The 13,754-nt window shown below is 73.5% G+C and carries 13 protein-coding genes, 1 tRNA gene and 1 pseudogene; 11 read left to right on the top strand and 4 right to left on the bottom strand.

What is annotated here, in order from left to right; genetic code table 11:
• Window positions 1-14 precede the first annotated feature (14 nt).
• From ACFVUH_RS28525 to ACFVUH_RS28540, 4 genes are all read left to right on the top strand, one after another.
• The gene (locus ACFVUH_RS28525; RefSeq protein ID WP_387916149.1) at window positions 15-683 is read left to right on the top strand and encodes a LuxR C-terminal-related transcriptional regulator; all 669 of its coding nucleotides are present in this window, start codon (window positions 15-17) and stop codon (window positions 681-683) included.
• Between the two features lie 193 nt (window positions 684-876).
• Window positions 877-1,839, top strand: a complete 963-nt coding sequence (galE, locus tag ACFVUH_RS28530; RefSeq protein ID WP_355370237.1) for a UDP-glucose 4-epimerase GalE — start codon at window positions 877-879, stop codon at window positions 1,837-1,839.
• A 352-nt stretch (window positions 1,840-2,191) separates the two neighbouring features.
• Window positions 2,192-3,199, top strand: coding sequence for a LuxR C-terminal-related transcriptional regulator (locus ACFVUH_RS28535; RefSeq protein ID WP_387916151.1), 1,008 nt, complete (start codon window positions 2,192-2,194; stop codon window positions 3,197-3,199).
• A gap of 88 nt (window positions 3,200-3,287) precedes the next feature.
• Window positions 3,288-4,916, top strand: a complete 1,629-nt coding sequence (locus ACFVUH_RS28540; protein ID WP_387916152.1) for a polysaccharide biosynthesis protein — start codon at window positions 3,288-3,290, stop codon at window positions 4,914-4,916.
• 41 nt (window positions 4,917-4,957) lie between these two features.
• Here ACFVUH_RS28540 and ACFVUH_RS28545 read toward each other — a convergent pair whose 3' ends face one another.
• A complete protein-coding gene (locus ACFVUH_RS28545; protein WP_355370229.1) occupies window positions 4,958-5,452 on the bottom strand; it encodes a MarR family transcriptional regulator in 495 nt (164 codons plus the stop codon).
• Window positions 5,453-5,562: 110 nt separating this feature from the next.
• Here ACFVUH_RS28545 and ACFVUH_RS28550 point away from each other — a divergent pair, with 110 nt between their 5' ends.
• Window positions 5,563-6,357 carry a trans-aconitate 2-methyltransferase gene (locus ACFVUH_RS28550; RefSeq protein ID WP_387916153.1) on the top strand — a complete coding sequence of 265 codons (795 nt, stop codon included), beginning with the start codon at window positions 5,563-5,565 and terminating at the stop codon, window positions 6,355-6,357.
• A 23-nt stretch (window positions 6,358-6,380) separates the two neighbouring features.
• Here the strand turns inward: ACFVUH_RS28550 and ACFVUH_RS28555 are convergent, their stop codons facing one another.
• On the bottom strand, window positions 6,381-6,983 hold the full coding sequence (locus ACFVUH_RS28555; RefSeq protein WP_350551889.1) for a TetR/AcrR family transcriptional regulator: 603 nt from the start codon (window positions 6,981-6,983) through the stop codon (window positions 6,381-6,383).
• A gap of 173 nt (window positions 6,984-7,156) precedes the next feature.
• Window positions 7,157-8,212 (bottom strand): acyl-CoA desaturase, encoded by a 1,056-nt coding sequence (locus ACFVUH_RS28560; RefSeq protein ID WP_355370224.1) that lies wholly within the window; start codon window positions 8,210-8,212, stop codon window positions 7,157-7,159.
• 244 nt (window positions 8,213-8,456) lie between these two features.
• On the opposite strand from ACFVUH_RS28560, the gene ACFVUH_RS28565 reads away from it, so the two are divergent.
• The 6 genes from ACFVUH_RS28565 (at window position 8,457) to ACFVUH_RS28590 (ending at window position 13,460) form a co-directional block, all read left to right on the top strand.
• A tRNA-Gln gene (locus ACFVUH_RS28565) sits at window positions 8,457-8,530 on the top strand.
• Between the two features lie 172 nt (window positions 8,531-8,702).
• A complete protein-coding gene (gene glmU, locus ACFVUH_RS28570) occupies window positions 8,703-10,172 on the top strand; it encodes a bifunctional UDP-N-acetylglucosamine diphosphorylase/glucosamine-1-phosphate N-acetyltransferase GlmU (RefSeq protein WP_387916154.1) in 1,470 nt (489 codons plus the stop codon).
• Between the two features lie 201 nt (window positions 10,173-10,373).
• Window positions 10,374-11,351 (top strand): ribose-phosphate diphosphokinase, encoded by a 978-nt coding sequence (locus tag ACFVUH_RS28575; RefSeq protein WP_387916155.1) that lies wholly within the window; start codon window positions 10,374-10,376, stop codon window positions 11,349-11,351.
• A gap of 286 nt (window positions 11,352-11,637) precedes the next feature.
• Window positions 11,638-12,228, top strand: coding sequence for a 50S ribosomal protein L25/general stress protein Ctc (locus ACFVUH_RS28580; RefSeq protein WP_387916157.1), 591 nt, complete (start codon window positions 11,638-11,640; stop codon window positions 12,226-12,228).
• Between the two features lie 117 nt (window positions 12,229-12,345).
• Window positions 12,346-12,927, top strand: a complete 582-nt coding sequence (gene pth / locus ACFVUH_RS28585) for an aminoacyl-tRNA hydrolase (protein ID WP_355370213.1) — start codon at window positions 12,346-12,348, stop codon at window positions 12,925-12,927.
• A 260-nt stretch (window positions 12,928-13,187) separates the two neighbouring features.
• A complete protein-coding gene (locus ACFVUH_RS28590) occupies window positions 13,188-13,460 on the top strand; it encodes a hypothetical protein (RefSeq protein WP_355370210.1) in 273 nt (90 codons plus the stop codon).
• 75 nt (window positions 13,461-13,535) lie between these two features.
• Here ACFVUH_RS28590 and ACFVUH_RS28595 read toward each other — a convergent pair.
• Window positions 13,536-13,754: pseudogene (locus ACFVUH_RS28595) on the bottom strand (hypothetical protein); the annotation flags it as partial.

The raw sequence follows: 13,754 nt of genomic DNA on the forward strand, positions 1-13,754 counted from the left end.
CCTGGAGGGGTCTCATGGGTGTTCGCCTCGTCGTGGTGGACGACCACCGGTTGCTGGCCGAGGCGCTGGCCACCGCGCTCCAACTGCGCGGTCACCGGGTGCTCGCGGTGGGTTCGCCGGCTTCGTCGGCGGCCGATCTGGTGGCGGGCCGACGGCCGGAGGTGTGTCTGCTGGGGGTGGCCGCGCCGGGTGAGTCGGGGGCGTTCGACGGTTTGCGGCGGATCCGCCGGGAGCGGCCCGAGGTGGCCGTGATCGTGCTCGGCCCGGTCGGTGAACTGCGGGGCGTGGCAGGGGCGTTCGCCGCGGGTGCGGCCGGTTACGTGCCGAGCGACGAGCGGATCGAGGTGGTCGAGCGGGCCATCGCGCGGGCCCGGGCGGGGGAGGCGGCGGTCGCGGTGGAGGTGCTGCGGGGCGCGTTCGACCAGTTGCTGAGGCCGGCGGCCGAGCCGGACGACGAGGCGGTGCGGCTGCTGCGGCTGCTGACCCGGCGGGAGGTCCAGGTGCTGGCGCGGATCGCGGACGGCGAGGACACCGCGGCGATCGCGGCGGGGATGCGGATCGCGGCGAGCACGGCCCGTACGCACGTCCAGCGGGTGCTGATGAAGCTCGGCGCACGGACCCGGCTGGAGGCGGCGGCGGTGGCGGCGCGCACCGGGCTGCTGGAGCGGATGGCGCGCGGCTGACGGCCGGGCGACGGGCCGGCGACGGGTGGGTGGACGGCGCCGGAGGCCGGTGACAGGCGGACGGTGACCCGGACGGGAAGGGCCCTCCGGATGGTTCTGAGCACCCCCGGCGGCCAGGGAGAATAGGCCGCAGTCGTACGTACGTCCCCGATGGTCCGCCGACGGCGGTCCATCGCCCGCTGGAGGTCGCATCATGAGTAAGTACCTGGTCACGGGTGGCGCCGGCTATGTCGGCAGTGTGGTCGCCGCCCACCTGCTGGAGGCGGGGCACCAGGTGACCGTCCTGGACGACCTCTCGACCGGCTTCCGCGAGGGCGTGCCGGCCGGTGCCGAGTTCGTCGAGGGCCGGATCCAGGAGGCCGGCAAGGTTCTGGACGCCTCCTTCGACGGCGTGCTGCACTTCGCCGCCTCCTCGCAGGTCGGCGAGTCCGTCGTGGACCCGGAGAAGTACTGGCGCAACAACGTGGCCGGCTCGCTGGAGCTGATCAGCGCGATGCGCGCGGCGGGCGTGCGCAAGCTGGTGTTCTCGTCGACCGCCGCCACCTACGGCGAGCCGGAGTCCGTGCCGATCGCCGAGACGGCCCGCACCGCGCCGACCAACACCTACGGCGCCACCAAGCTGGCCGTGGACCACCTGATCACCAGTGAGGCCGTGGCCCACGGCCTGGCCGCCGTCTCGCTGCGCTACTTCAACGTCGCGGGCGCGTACGGCCAGTACGGCGAGCGGCACGACCCCGAGTCGCACCTGATCCCGCTGGTGTTCCAGGCCGCCCTCGGCCGGCGCGAGCACATCGCGGTGTACGGCGACGACTACCCGACCCCGGACGGCACCTGCATCCGCGACTACATCCACGTCGCGGACCTGGCCGACGCGCACCTGCTGGCGCTGGACGCCGCCAAGCCGGGCGAGCACCTGATCTGCAACCTGGGCAACGGCAGCGGCTTCTCGGTCCGCGAGGTGATCGAGTCGGTCAAGCGGGTCACCGGCCGGGAGATCCCGGTCGTGGTCTCCGGCCGTCGCGCCGGCGACCCGGCCGTGCTGGTGGCCTCCGCCGAGCGCGCCCACCGGGAGCTGGGCTGGACCCCGCGCCGTCCGAACCTGGACGACATCGTTGCCGACGCCTGGAAGTTCACGCTGGAGAAGAACGGCCAGTAGGCCCGTCCGTTCCGGCACCCACGGAGCGCCGCCCCCCGTTCGGACGGGGGGCGGCGCTCCGGCGTTTCGCGGACGTGCCCGGGGAAGAACGGCGGTGGAGGGGCGCCAGCGGTGGGGGAGAGGGATCGCGGGGCACCAAGTCACGCCAATTTCGCACCTCCTGACGAAACTTCACCAAACCCCCACCGAGCCAGCGCCCACCCCGTACGCTGATTCCGGTACCGGTGGGGGTCGGTGCCTCGGTTCTCCCGGACATCCGGGAGGCGATCGGCGCAGGACGCGCCCGGACGGCGGCGGCGGGACCGGGCGCCGTCCCGGGCACGAGCCGGAGCTGAGCAGGGGGGAAGTGACGATGGGGCGGATCCGCGTCCTGGTGGTCGACGACCACCGGATCTTCGCCGAGGCGCTGGCCGCGGCGCTCGCCGCCGAGCCCGACGTCGAGGTCGGTGCGGCGGGCAGCGCGGCCGCCGCGGAGCGCGCCCTGGAGCGCGCCGTCACGGAAGGGCGGGCGTTCGACGTCGTCCTGGTGGACGCCGACCTCGGGGTGGCCGAGGGCGGGGCCGCCGCGCGCAAGGCCCGCCAGCCGGGCGCCGACCCGCCCGACGCGCTGCGTCGCCGTCCGGCTCCGGCCGTGCCGTCCCCCCGCCGCCCCCCGGCGGTCCCGACCGCGGGCCCGCCGGGCCCGGCCGGCGCCCCCGGCGGGGCGGTCCGCCACCCGGTCGCCGCCCGCCCCGTCGGCCCGTACCCGGCGGAACCGCATCCGGGGACGGCGACCCCGTCCGCCGCCCAGCCGCCCCCGACGGCGGGGCCGTCCACCGCACAGGTCCCCGACGGCATCACCCTGCTGGCCCGCATCCGCCGCCGTCACCCCGGCCTGCGGGCGATCGTCCTGGCCACCGTCGACGACCCGCAGCGGGCCGCCCGGGCCCTGCACGCCGGCGCCACCGGCTGGGTGGCGAAGGAGAGTTCACTGGCCCGGCTGCTGGCGGTGATCCGGGGCGTGCTGCGGGACGAGACCCATCTGCCGCCCGCGCTGCTCACCGGGGTGATCCGCGAGCTCACCACGGCCCGCCGGGACCGCACCGAGAGCGAGCGGCTGGTCGACACGCTCACCCCGCGGGAGAAGCAGATCCTGCGCTGCATGGTCGCGGGCCTCGGCCGGCAGGCCGTCGCCGAGCGGCTCTACCTGTCCCCGCACACCGTCCGCACCCACATGCAGAACGTCCTCGGCAAGCTCGGGGTGCACTCCACCCTGGCCGCCGTCGCGGTGGCCCGCCGGGCGGGCGTCAGCCCGTCCGAACTCGCGGCTCCCGCCGCTCCGCCGTCCGTCGCCACGTCCACCTCTCCCGGCGCCGGCTGATCCGCCCGTCCGTCACACCCAGGTACCGGCCCCGGACCGCCTCCGGCGCCGGCTCAGGTCCGTCAGGTCAGGGAACTCCGGAGGACAGATGTCGCCGCACAGCACTTCCGCACGCCCGCACGCGGCCCCGCAGGGCGCGAACGAGGGCGCGAACGACGCCGTGAGCGCGCCGGGCGCCCGGCCGGACGCACCGTCCGGCCGGTCCGATCGGGCCTCCGGCGGCCGTGCCGCGCCGCCGACGGGGCTGCGCACCCTGGTGGTCGGGGCCGGGGCGGCCGGCACCGCGCTGGTGCGCGACCTCGGCCGGGCCCCGGAGTTCGGCCTCGCCCCGATCGGCCTGCTCGACGACGACCCGGCCAAGGCCGGGCAGTCGGTGGACGCCGTCCCCGTCCTCGGCACGCTGGCCGAGCTGACCGCGCTGGCCGTCGAGCACCGCGCCCAGGTCGTCGCGCTGGCCATCCCGGGGCTCGCCCCGCAGCGGGTCCGGGCGCTGGCGACCGCCGCCGCCGCGGCCGGGGCGGCCGTCCGCTACCTGCCGTCCTTCCTCGCCGCGCTGCGCCGCGAGGTGGTCGGCTCCGACATGCGCAGCCTGGACGTCAACCGGCTGATCGGCCGGCACGAGGTGCACGTGGTCTCCGCCGACGTCCGGGACGTGATCGAGGGCCGACGGGTGCTGGTGACCGGTGCCGGCGGCTCGATCGGCAGCGAACTCTGCCGCCAGGTGCACGCGTTCAACCCCAGCGCGCTCTACATGCTCGACCACGACGAGTCCAATCTGCACCGGCTGCAGCTGGAGATCTGGGGCGAGGCGCTGCTGACCGACGAGTCGCTGGTGATCGCCGACATCCGGGACCGGCCGCGGATCCAGCAGATCTTCCGCGACCTCAAGCCCGAGGTGGTCTTCCACGCCGCCGCCCACAAGCACCTGCCGCTGCTGGAGCGCCATCCCAGCGAGGCGGTGAAGTCCAATGTGCTGGGCACCGACCACCTGGTGGAGGCGGCGCTGGCCACCGGTGTCGAGCGGTTCGTGCTGATCTCCACCGACAAGGCGGCCGACCCGACCTCGGTGCTGGGCGCGAGCAAGCGGCTGGCCGAGCTGATCGTCCAGGCGAACGCCCGGGACGCCCGCGAGCTGGGCACCGGGGTGTTCTCCGCGGTGCGGTTCGGCAATGTGCTGGGTTCGCGCGGTTCGCTGCTCTCGGTGCTGGCCGAGCAGCTGCGCAGCGGCGGTCCGGTGACGATCACCCACCCCGATGTCACGCGCTTCTTCATGACCATCGAGGAGGCCGTCGGCCTGGTGCTGGAGTCCGGCCGGATGGCGCGCGGCGGCGAGGTGTTCGTGCTGGACATGGGAGAGCCGGTGCGGATCGTCGACCTGGTGCACAACTTCGCCGAGCAGGTGCAGCTGGCCAGGGACGAGGTGGAGATCCGCTACACCGGGCTGCGGGCCGGGGAGAAGCTCAACGAGGCGCTGTTCTCGGAGGGCGAGGAGCGGCTGGCGACCGAGCACACGCGGATCTACGCCACCGTCGCGGACGCCGCGGCCGGGCCGGAGGACCTGGCCGGCGGGCTGACTGGGCTGTACGGGGCGGCGGCGGTGAACAGCGACGACGAGGTGCGCCGGCGGCTGGCCGAGCTGCTGCCGGGTTACCGGACACCGGAGCCGGTGCCCGCCCCGGTGCCCGCGCTGAGCACGCCGTACCCGGACGGGTTCTGAGGCCGCCGCCGGTTTGCTGCCCGTCCGCGGGGCCCCGTCGCCTACGGGATGTTGTCGAACGGGGCGACCAGCTGCCGCAGCAGGCCGGCGAGCTCGCCCTGCTGGGCGGAGGTCAGCTGGGCGAGCAGTTCGCGCTCGTGCGCGAGCAGCCCGGCGAGCGCCTGGTCGGCGCGGTCGCGCCCGTCGTCGGTGAGCCGGACCAGGACGCCGCGCCGGTCGTCCGGGTCGGGCAGCCGTTTGACCAGGCCCTTGCCGGTGAGCCGGTCGATCCGGTTGGTCATGGTGCCGGAGGTGACCAGGGTCTGGGTGAGCAGCTGGCCGGGGGAGAGCTGGTACGGGGGGCCGGCCCGCCGCAGCGCGGTCAGCACGTCGAACTCCCAGGGCTCCAGTCCGTGCTCCGCGAAGGCGGTCCGGCGGGCGCGGTCGAGGTGGCGGGCGAGCCGGCTGACCCGGCTGAGCACTTCGAGCGGTTCCACGTCGAGGTCGGGGCGCTCCCTGCGCCACGCTGCGACCAGCCGATCGACCTCGTCCTCCATGACGATCAGTGTATCGGGGGTTGTGTCGATGTGAAGTCTCTTGACATCGAGAAATCCAGTACCGAAGCTGGCATGGATATCTTGATGTCGAGATACTTGTGAGGCCGATCATGACCGACCCCGTCTGGGACCCCGAGCAGTACCTGCGCTTCGCCGACGAACGGACCCGCCCGCTGCGCGACCTGCTCGCCCGGGTCCCGGCCCTCCCGCACGAACCCGCCCCGACCGTGCTCGACATCGGCTGCGGACCCGGAAACTCCACCGCCGTCCTGCGCGAGCGCTGGCCCGCCGCCCGGATCACCGGGATCGACAACTCCGCCGAGATGCTCGCCGCCGCCCGCGCCGAGGGCGAGCCCGGCTCCGACTACCTGCTCGCCGACGCCGCCGACTACGACCCGGCCCCGGCCGCGCCCGACGCGATCGTCTCCAACGCGACCCTGCAGTGGATTCCCGGGCACGTCGAACTGCTGCCGCGCTGGGCGGGGGCGCTCGAACCGGGCGGCGTGATCGCCTTCCAGGTGCCCGGCAACTTCGGCTCGCCCAGTCACACGGCGCTCGCCGAACTGCGCCGCAGCCCCCGCTGGCGGGCCGTCCTCGGTGCGGACGCCACCCGGTCCGGCGTCCACGAGCCCGGCGCCTACCTGGACGCGCTGGCCGGCGCGGGCTGCTCCGCCGACGTCTGGGAGACCACCTACAGCACCCTGCTCACCGGGCCGGACCCGGTGCTGGAGTGGGTCAAGGGCACCGCCCTGCGGCCCGTCCTCACCCGGCTCGGCGATGGGGCCGAGCGCGAGGCCTTCCTCGCCGAGTACGGCGCGCTGCTGCGCGAGGCCTACCCGGCCGGGCCGCACGGCACCGTCTTCCCGTTCCGCCGGATCTTCGCCGTCGGCGTGAAGGAGCTCTGACCGGCGCGGCCGGTCCGGCGGGCTCAGGCCTTGCGCTCGCCGACCAGCTTGGGGTGCCGCTCCATCCCCTCCAGGCCGTGCCAGGCCAGGTTCACCAGGTGGGCGGCGACCTCGGCCTTCTCCGGCTTGCGCACCTCCAGCCACCACTGGCCGGTCAGCGCGACCATCCCGACCAGCATCTGCGAGTACATCGGGGCGAGCCGCGCGTCGAAGCCGCGCGCCTTGAACTCCAGGCCCAGGATGTCCTCCACCTGGGTCGCGATGTCGCTGATCAGCGAGGCGAAGGTGCCCGTCGACTGGGCCACCGGGGAGTCCCGGACCAGGATCCGGAAGCCGTCCGTCGAGGTGTCGATGTAGTCCATCAGCGCGAACGCCGCCTGCTCCAGCAGCTCGCGCGAGTGGCCCCCGGTCAGCGCCCCGGTCACCATGTCCAGCAGCAGCTGCATCTCGCGGTCGACCACCACCGCGTACAGCCCCTCCTTGCCGCCGAAGTGCTCGTACACCACCGGCTTGGACACTCCGGCGCGCTCGGCGATCTCCTCCACCGAGGTGCCGTCGTAGCCGCGCTCGGCGAACACCGTGCGGCCGATCTCCAGCAGCTGTTCCCGGCGCTGCTTGCCGGTCATCCGCACCCGGCCACCCCGCCGGCGCGGCGCCGGCGCAGCGCCGTCCGCCCCGGCGGCGGCACGCGGACGGGCCTGCGCCGGACCGGGCGCGGCGTCCGTCCGCATGCTCTGGTGGCCGCCTGTGCTGTCTGCGCTGCTCCCGTTCACCCCTACATCATGCTGCAGGTGCGCCCTCATGCGGCGCGGCGGGCGGCGATCCGCTGCGCGTCCGGCCAGCGGACGTCCCGGACCCAGCCCGCCAGCTCGAACCAGCGGATCAGCCGGGCCGAGGAGTCGATCTGGCCGCGCAGGACGCCGTGCCGGGCCGAGGTGGGGTCGGCGTGGTGCAGGTTGTGCCAGGACTCGCCGCAGGAGAGCACCGCCAGCCACCAGACGTTGCCGGAGCGGTCGCGGGAGCGGAACGGCCGGCGGCCGACCGCGTGGCAGATCGAGTTGATCGACCAGGTGACGTGGTGCAGCAGTGCGACCCGGACCAGCGAGCCCCAGAAGAACGCGGACAGCGCGCCCTGCCAGGAGAGCGTGACCAGCCCGCCGACCAGCGGCGGCAGCAGCATCGACAGGGCGGTCCAGAGCCAGAACAGCCGGGAGATCCGCCTTATGGCCGGGTCGCGGACCAGGTCGGGGGCGTACTTGAGCTGCGGGGTCTGCTCCTCGTCGAAGAGCCAGCCCATGTGGGCCCACCACAGGCCCTTGAGCAGCGCGGGCACGGTCTCGCCGTAGCGCCAGGGCGAGTGCGGGTCGCCGTCCTTGTCGCTGAACCGGTGGTGCTTGCGGTGGTCGGCCACCCAGCGCACCAGCGGGCCCTCGATCGCCAGCGAGCCGGCCACCGCGAGGGCGATTCGCAGCGGGCGGTTGGCCTTGAAGGCGCCGTGGGTGAAGTAGCGGTGGTAGCCGACGGTGATGCCGTGGCAGGTGAGGAAGTACATGACGGTGGCGATCGCGACGTCGGTCCACCCGAGTCCCCACCCCCAGGCCACCGGGACGGCGGCGACCAGGGCGGCGAAGGGCACCGCGATGAACAGGGCGAGCGCGATCCGCTCGGCGGCGCCCTGTCGCTCCCCGCCGCGGGTGGCGGAGAGCAGCCGCGGCTCGTCACCGGTGTCCGGGGCGGCGACGGCCGTGGGGGCGGCGGTGGCGGGGGCGGACGGGTCGGGGGCGTCGGGTCCGGGGACGGAGGAGTCGAGGGGGCGCGCGGAATCGGTGTGCGCCTCGCCGGCCTGGATGGTCATGGGCGTCCCTTGAGGGGGGAGAGGACGGAGCCTACGTTGGCGTAACTTACGGAATCGTAGGTTGCGCTCCGCCACCGAGGGAATACGCCGCCGGGCGGCGCTTGAGTGAATTCACCCGACTGGATGGATGACATCCGGAACGCGGCGGGGGCCCCGGTGGGCCGGGCCGAGGAGGTAGATGTGACGGCCCGTACCCCGTAGTCTTGGCGGAGCGCGTCCCCGGAAGCGGGGGCGGATGCGCCGGTCCCGGATCGTCTAAGGGCAGGACAGCTGGTTTTGGTCCAGCTTATGGGGGTTCGAATCCTCCTCCGGGAGCCATCTGCGGGCCGGTCGGCCCGGGCCGGTCGGCGGCTGTCGCGCGACGGCTCCCGGGGCCGCGGGAGCGGAATTGCTCCGCGCACTATCCTCGAAGCGGCTGCGGCGCCGACGTGCGGGTCCCGCCACCGGCCGCTCTGCCCTCCCCGTGTAACCGAATGAGGAGCCTCCCCCCGTGAGTGCCAATTCGCCTGCCGCCGTTGTCGTGCTCGCCGCCGGTGGCGGGACCAGGATGAAGTCGAACAGCCTCCCGAAGGTGCTGCACGAGGTGTGCGGGCGGTCGCTGGTCGGCCACGCGGTGGCGGCGGCCGAGGAATTGACGCCGGGCCAGCTGGTCGTGGTGATCGGCCACATGCGGGAGAAGGTCGCCGAACACCTGGCGGCGCATCACCCGGGTGCCCGCGCCGTGGTGCAGGAGGAGCAGAACGGCACCGGTCACGCGGTGCGCACCGCGCTGGAGGCACTGGCGGCCGACGGGGTCGCGCTGGACGGCACCGTGATCGTCACCACCGGCGACGCGCCGCTGCTGACCGGCGGCACGCTGAGCGCGCTGGCCGGGGCGCACGCCGAGCAGGGCAACGGCGTCACCGTGCTGACCGCGGTGGTGCCGGACCCGTTCGGCTACGGGCGGATCCTGCGCGACGAGGCGGACGGCGCGGTCGCGGCGATCGTCGAGGAGAAGGACGCCTCGGACACTCAGCGGACGATCGACGAGATCAACTCCGGCGTGTTCGCCTTCGACGCCAAGCTGCTGGTGGACGCGCTCGCCGAGGTCACCACGGACAACTCGCAGGGCGAGGAGTACCTGACCGACACCCTGGAGATCCTGCGCCGGGCCGGCCACCGGGTGGGCGCCGTGGTCGCCACCGACTACCGGGACATCCTCGGCATCAACGACCGGGTGCAGCTGGCGCACGCCCGCCGGCTGCTGAACGACCGGCTGCTGGAGCGGGCGATGCGGGCCGGGGTGACCGTGGTGGACCCGGCGACCACCTGGTTCGACGTCCAGGTCTCCTACGAGCCCGACGCGGTGGTCCTGCCCAACACCCAGCTGCAGGGCGCCACCCACCTCGGCGAGGGCTGCGAGGTCGGCCCGAACTCGACGATCAAGGACACCCGGATCGGCGCCGGGGCGCGTGTGAGCAACACCACGGCGGACCGCGCCGAGGTCGGCGAGCTCGCCACCGCCGGCCCGTACGCCTACCTGCGGCCGGGCGCCAGGCTGGCCCGCGGGGCCAAGGTCGGCACCTACGTCGAGGTGAAGAACTCGGAGCTGGGCGAGGGCGCCAAGGTGCCGCACCTCTCCTACATCGGCGACGCCACGATCGGCGAGGGCACCAACGTCGGCGCCGCCTCGGTCACCGTGAACTACGACGGCGTCAACAAGCACCGCACGGTGATCGGTGCGCACTGCCGTACCGGATCCGACAACATGTTCATCGCGCCGGTGACGGTGGGCGACGGCGCCTACACCGCGGCCGGCTCGGTGATCACCAACGACGTGCCGGCCGGTGCGCTCGGCGTCGGCCGGGCCCAGCAGCGGAACATCGCCGGCTGGGTGGGGCGCAAGCGCCCCGGGAGCTCGTCGGCGCAGGCCGCGGCGGCCGCGACGGAGCGCGACGAGCGGCCCGCGACGGAGGCCTGAGCGGGCGGGCGAGAGCCCGTGGACGGTCCCGGGGCGGACGGTTCGCGCGCGGGCGCGTAACCTTGGGGTCATACGTGCGCCATTGGGCCTACCGCCCGTATCCAGGCGTACCGACAATTCCCCCGACCCCTCACGCCGGCTGGCGACGCCTGCCCGCGGTGCGGACGGGATCGGTGTCAGCAACGCGAGGAGACGGTGGCAGTGAGCGGGATCACGACGTCGGGCGAGAAGAAGCTGAAGCTCTTCTCCGGCCGTGCCCACCCGGAGCTGGCGAAGGAGGTGGCCGAGTCACTGGGGACCGAACTGGTTCCGACCAAGGCCCTGGACTTCGCCAACGGTGAGATCTACGTCCGCTTCCTGGAGTCGGCCCGCGGTGCCGACTGCTTCGTGATGCAGAGCCACACGGCTCCCATCAACCAGTGGATCATGGAGCAGCTGATCATGATCGATGCTCTGAAGCGGGCCTCCGCCCGGAGCATCACCGCGATCCTCCCGTTCTACGGGTACGCCCGTCAGGACAAGAAGCACCTGGGCCGCGAGCCCATCTCCGCCCGGCTGGTCGCCGACCTGCTGCGCCAGGCCGGTGCCGACCGGCTGATGGCCGTGGACCTGCACACCGCGCAGATCCAGGGCTTCTTCGACGGCCCGGTCGACCACCTGTTCGCGCTGCCGCTGCTGGCGGACTACGTGGGCGAGCGGGTCGACCGCGACAAGCTCACCGTGGTCTCCCCGGACGCCGGCCGCGTCAAGGTGGCCGACCAGTGGTGCGACCGGCTGGACGCGCCGCTGGCGATCATCCACAAGCGCCGCGACATGACCCAGGCCAACACCATCCTGTCGGCCGAGGTCGTCGGTGACGTCAGGGACCGGGTCTGCGTCCTGGTCGACGACATGATCGACACCGCCGGCACGATCTGCGCCGCCGCCGACGCGCTGTTCGATGCCGGTGCCGCGGACGTCCTGGTGGCCGCCACCCACGGTGTGCTCTCCGGCCCGGCCGCGGACCGGCTGAAGAACTCCCGGGTCAGCGAGTTCGTGTTCACCAACACCCTGCCGACCCCGGCCTCGCTCCAGCTGGACAAGATCACCACGCTGTCGATCGCCCCGTCCATCGCCGCCGCGATCCGCGAGGTGTTCGAGGAGGGCTCGGTCACCAGCCTCTTCGAGGGCGTGCACTGACCAAGCCCCGTGCGTGCGGCCCCGGTTCCGGAAGGACCGGGGCCGCCGCCGATTTCGCGAGAGGGCACCGCTCCGGTTAGACTCGTGAAACTGCTCGGCGAGGGATGCCGTGTGCCCGCTCCGCGGGTGCCCGCTCCGTGATCGACGCGCTGCCGGCTCCGGAAGCCCCGGGTTCCCGGCAGAGGTCGTGCGCCGCCGAGTGACCCCCGAATGTGATGAGGGTGTGGTCCCGGCGGTTTTTCGCGTTGCCTGCACCCCCGCGCCAGCTTTCACGAGGAGTGCAGTCGTGTCCGAGATCCGCCTTGCCGCCGAGACCCGTACCGAGTTCGGCAAGGGTGCCGCCCGTCGCGCCCGCCGTGCCGGCTTCGTCCCCGGTGTCGTCTACGGCCACGGCCACGCGCCGGTTCACCTGAACCTGCCCGGCCACGACCTGATGATGGCCCTGAAGACCCCGAACACCCTGCTGGTCGTCCCGATCGAGGGCAAGGACGAGTACGTGCTGCCCAAGGCCGTCCAGCGCGAGGCCATCAAGCGCACCATCGAGCACGTCGACCTGCTGCTGGTCAAGCGCGGCGAGAAGGTCACCGTCGAGATCCCGGTCCACACCGAGGGCGAGCTGGCCCCGGGCGGCAACCTGCTGGAGCACGTCCTGCAGGCCCTGCCGATCGAGGCCGAGGCCACCCACCTGCCCGAGGCCGTCACCGTCTCGGTCGAGGGTCTGGAGGCCGGTGCCTCGATCCACGCCAAGGACATCACCCTGCCGAACGGCGTCTCGCTGGCCGTCGAGGCCGACGCCGTCGTGCTGCAGGTCATCGCCGCCCAGGCCGCCCCGGCCGAGGACGAGGCCGCCGAGGCCGAGGCCGGCGCCGAGGCCTGAGCCTCACGCACAGTCTGAGACCGCTGCCCCGGTCGCTCCCGCTGGAGCGGCCGGGGCAGCGGCGTGTCCGGGATGATCGGGATGACGGCGGTGAACATGATCACGAGGAGCGGTGGGATGAACGACGAATCGTACGAAGGCCCCTGGCTGGTGGTGGGGCTGGGCAACCCCGGGGAGCAGTACGCCCGCAACCGGCACAACATCGGGTTCATGGTGGTGGACCTGCTGGCCCAGCGGATGGGCGCCAAGTTCAAGGCCCACAAGAGCCGGGCCCAGATCGCCGAGGGGCGGCTGGCGGGCCGGCGGGTGGTGCTGGCCAAGCCGATGTCGTTCATGAACCTCTCCGGCGGGCCGGTCACCGCGCTGCGCGACTTCTACAAGGCGCCGGTCTCCGCGCTGGTGGCCGTCCACGACGAGCTGGACATCGACTACGCGGCCCTGCGGCTGAAGCTGGGCGGCGGCGACAACGGGCACAACGGGCTGAAGTCCATCACCAAGTCGCTCGGCCCGGAGTACCACCGGGTGCGGTGCGGGATCGGCCGTCCGCCGGGCCGGATGGAGGTCGCGGACTTCGTGCTGAAGGACTTCTCCGCCACCGAGCGCAAGGACCTGGAGTGGTTCGTGGACCGCTCGGCGGACGCGGTGGAGGCGCTGCTCTCCGAGGGCCTGGAGCGGGCCCAGTCGACGTACAACTCCTGACCCGCCGTCACGTCCCGGCTCCGGCCATGGGCCCGTCCCGGCCGCCACCCCGGTCCTGGGTGAAGGGCGGTGGTCCGGCTGCGCAACGGTCGTACAACTCTTGACAGGCCAAACCTGAATACCTGTGAGAAATCTGTGCGGATCGGATAGCGTCAAGGCCAGTACGCGAACGGGTTGGGGAGTTCTCGATGCGGAGTTTGCGGCCGGTCCGGCGGCTTCGGCGGATCCGGGTGGTTCGGCTGGGAAGGCTCGGACGGCGGGTGGGCACGGCGGGTGCACTGGGCACCGCGGGTGTGCTCGGCGCTGCCGGGATGCTGCTGGGCGCGGCCGGCACCGCGCACGCCGACTCGGTGGCGGAGCCCGATCCGGGTGTGGTGTCCCCGGAGCCCGTCTCGGCGCAGCTCGGCCCGGTGCTCGGCAACGCGGTCGGCGGTGACGCCGGACTGCTGGCCGTCGGCGGCGGGCTGGTCGTGGCGGCCGGCGGCGCGGCCCTGTGGGTCAAGCGCCACCGCACGGGCGAAGCGGCGGAGTGAGCACGCGGTCGTGACGGAGGGGCCGGGAACCGAGTCGATCGGATCCCGGCCCCTCCGGTTGTTGCGCCGGGCGTGTCACCCGTTTCCGTCCGCCCGGGGCGGCCCGGAAGGGGGGAGGGCCCCGGGGCGCCGGCCCCCCCCGCGCGGGGGCCCGTGGGGGGCCGGGGGGGGGACCCCGGGGGCGCGCGCGGGACGCCCCCCCCCGACCGGGAGCTTCATGAAGAGCCGGGCGATCTCACCGCCCAGGTTCACGCCGATGGCCAGCGCCATCGCGATCGCGGCGGCCCGGGTGAT

The organism is Kitasatospora sp. NPDC058032 (genome assembly GCF_042885845.1).
Classification (GTDB): Bacteria; Actinomycetota; Actinomycetes; order Streptomycetales; family Streptomycetaceae; genus Kitasatospora.

Bases quoted from the DNA above. Each gene is read 5' to 3' on its own strand.
- ACFVUH_RS28525 (WP_387916149.1), top strand. From the start codon at position 15: ATGGGTGTTCGCCTCGTCGTGGTGGACGACCACCGGTTGCTGGCCGAG.
- galE (WP_355370237.1), top strand. From the start codon at position 877: ATGAGTAAGTACCTGGTCACGGGTGGCGCCGGCTATGTCGGCAGTGTG.
- ACFVUH_RS28535 (WP_387916151.1), top strand. From the start codon at position 2,192: ATGGGGCGGATCCGCGTCCTGGTGGTCGACGACCACCGGATCTTCGCC.
- ACFVUH_RS28540 (WP_387916152.1), top strand. From the start codon at position 3,288: ATGTCGCCGCACAGCACTTCCGCACGCCCGCACGCGGCCCCGCAGGGC.
- ACFVUH_RS28545 (WP_355370229.1), bottom strand. From the start codon at position 5,452: ATGGAGGACGAGGTCGATCGGCTGGTCGCAGCGTGGCGCAGGGAGCGC.
- ACFVUH_RS28550 (WP_387916153.1), top strand. From the start codon at position 5,563: ATGACCGACCCCGTCTGGGACCCCGAGCAGTACCTGCGCTTCGCCGAC.
- ACFVUH_RS28555 (WP_350551889.1), bottom strand. From the start codon at position 6,983: ATGACCGGCAAGCAGCGCCGGGAACAGCTGCTGGAGATCGGCCGCACG.
- ACFVUH_RS28560 (WP_355370224.1), bottom strand. From the start codon at position 8,212: ATGACCATCCAGGCCGGCGAGGCGCACACCGATTCCGCGCGCCCCCTC.
- pth (WP_355370213.1), top strand. From the start codon at position 12,346: ATGAACGACGAATCGTACGAAGGCCCCTGGCTGGTGGTGGGGCTGGGC.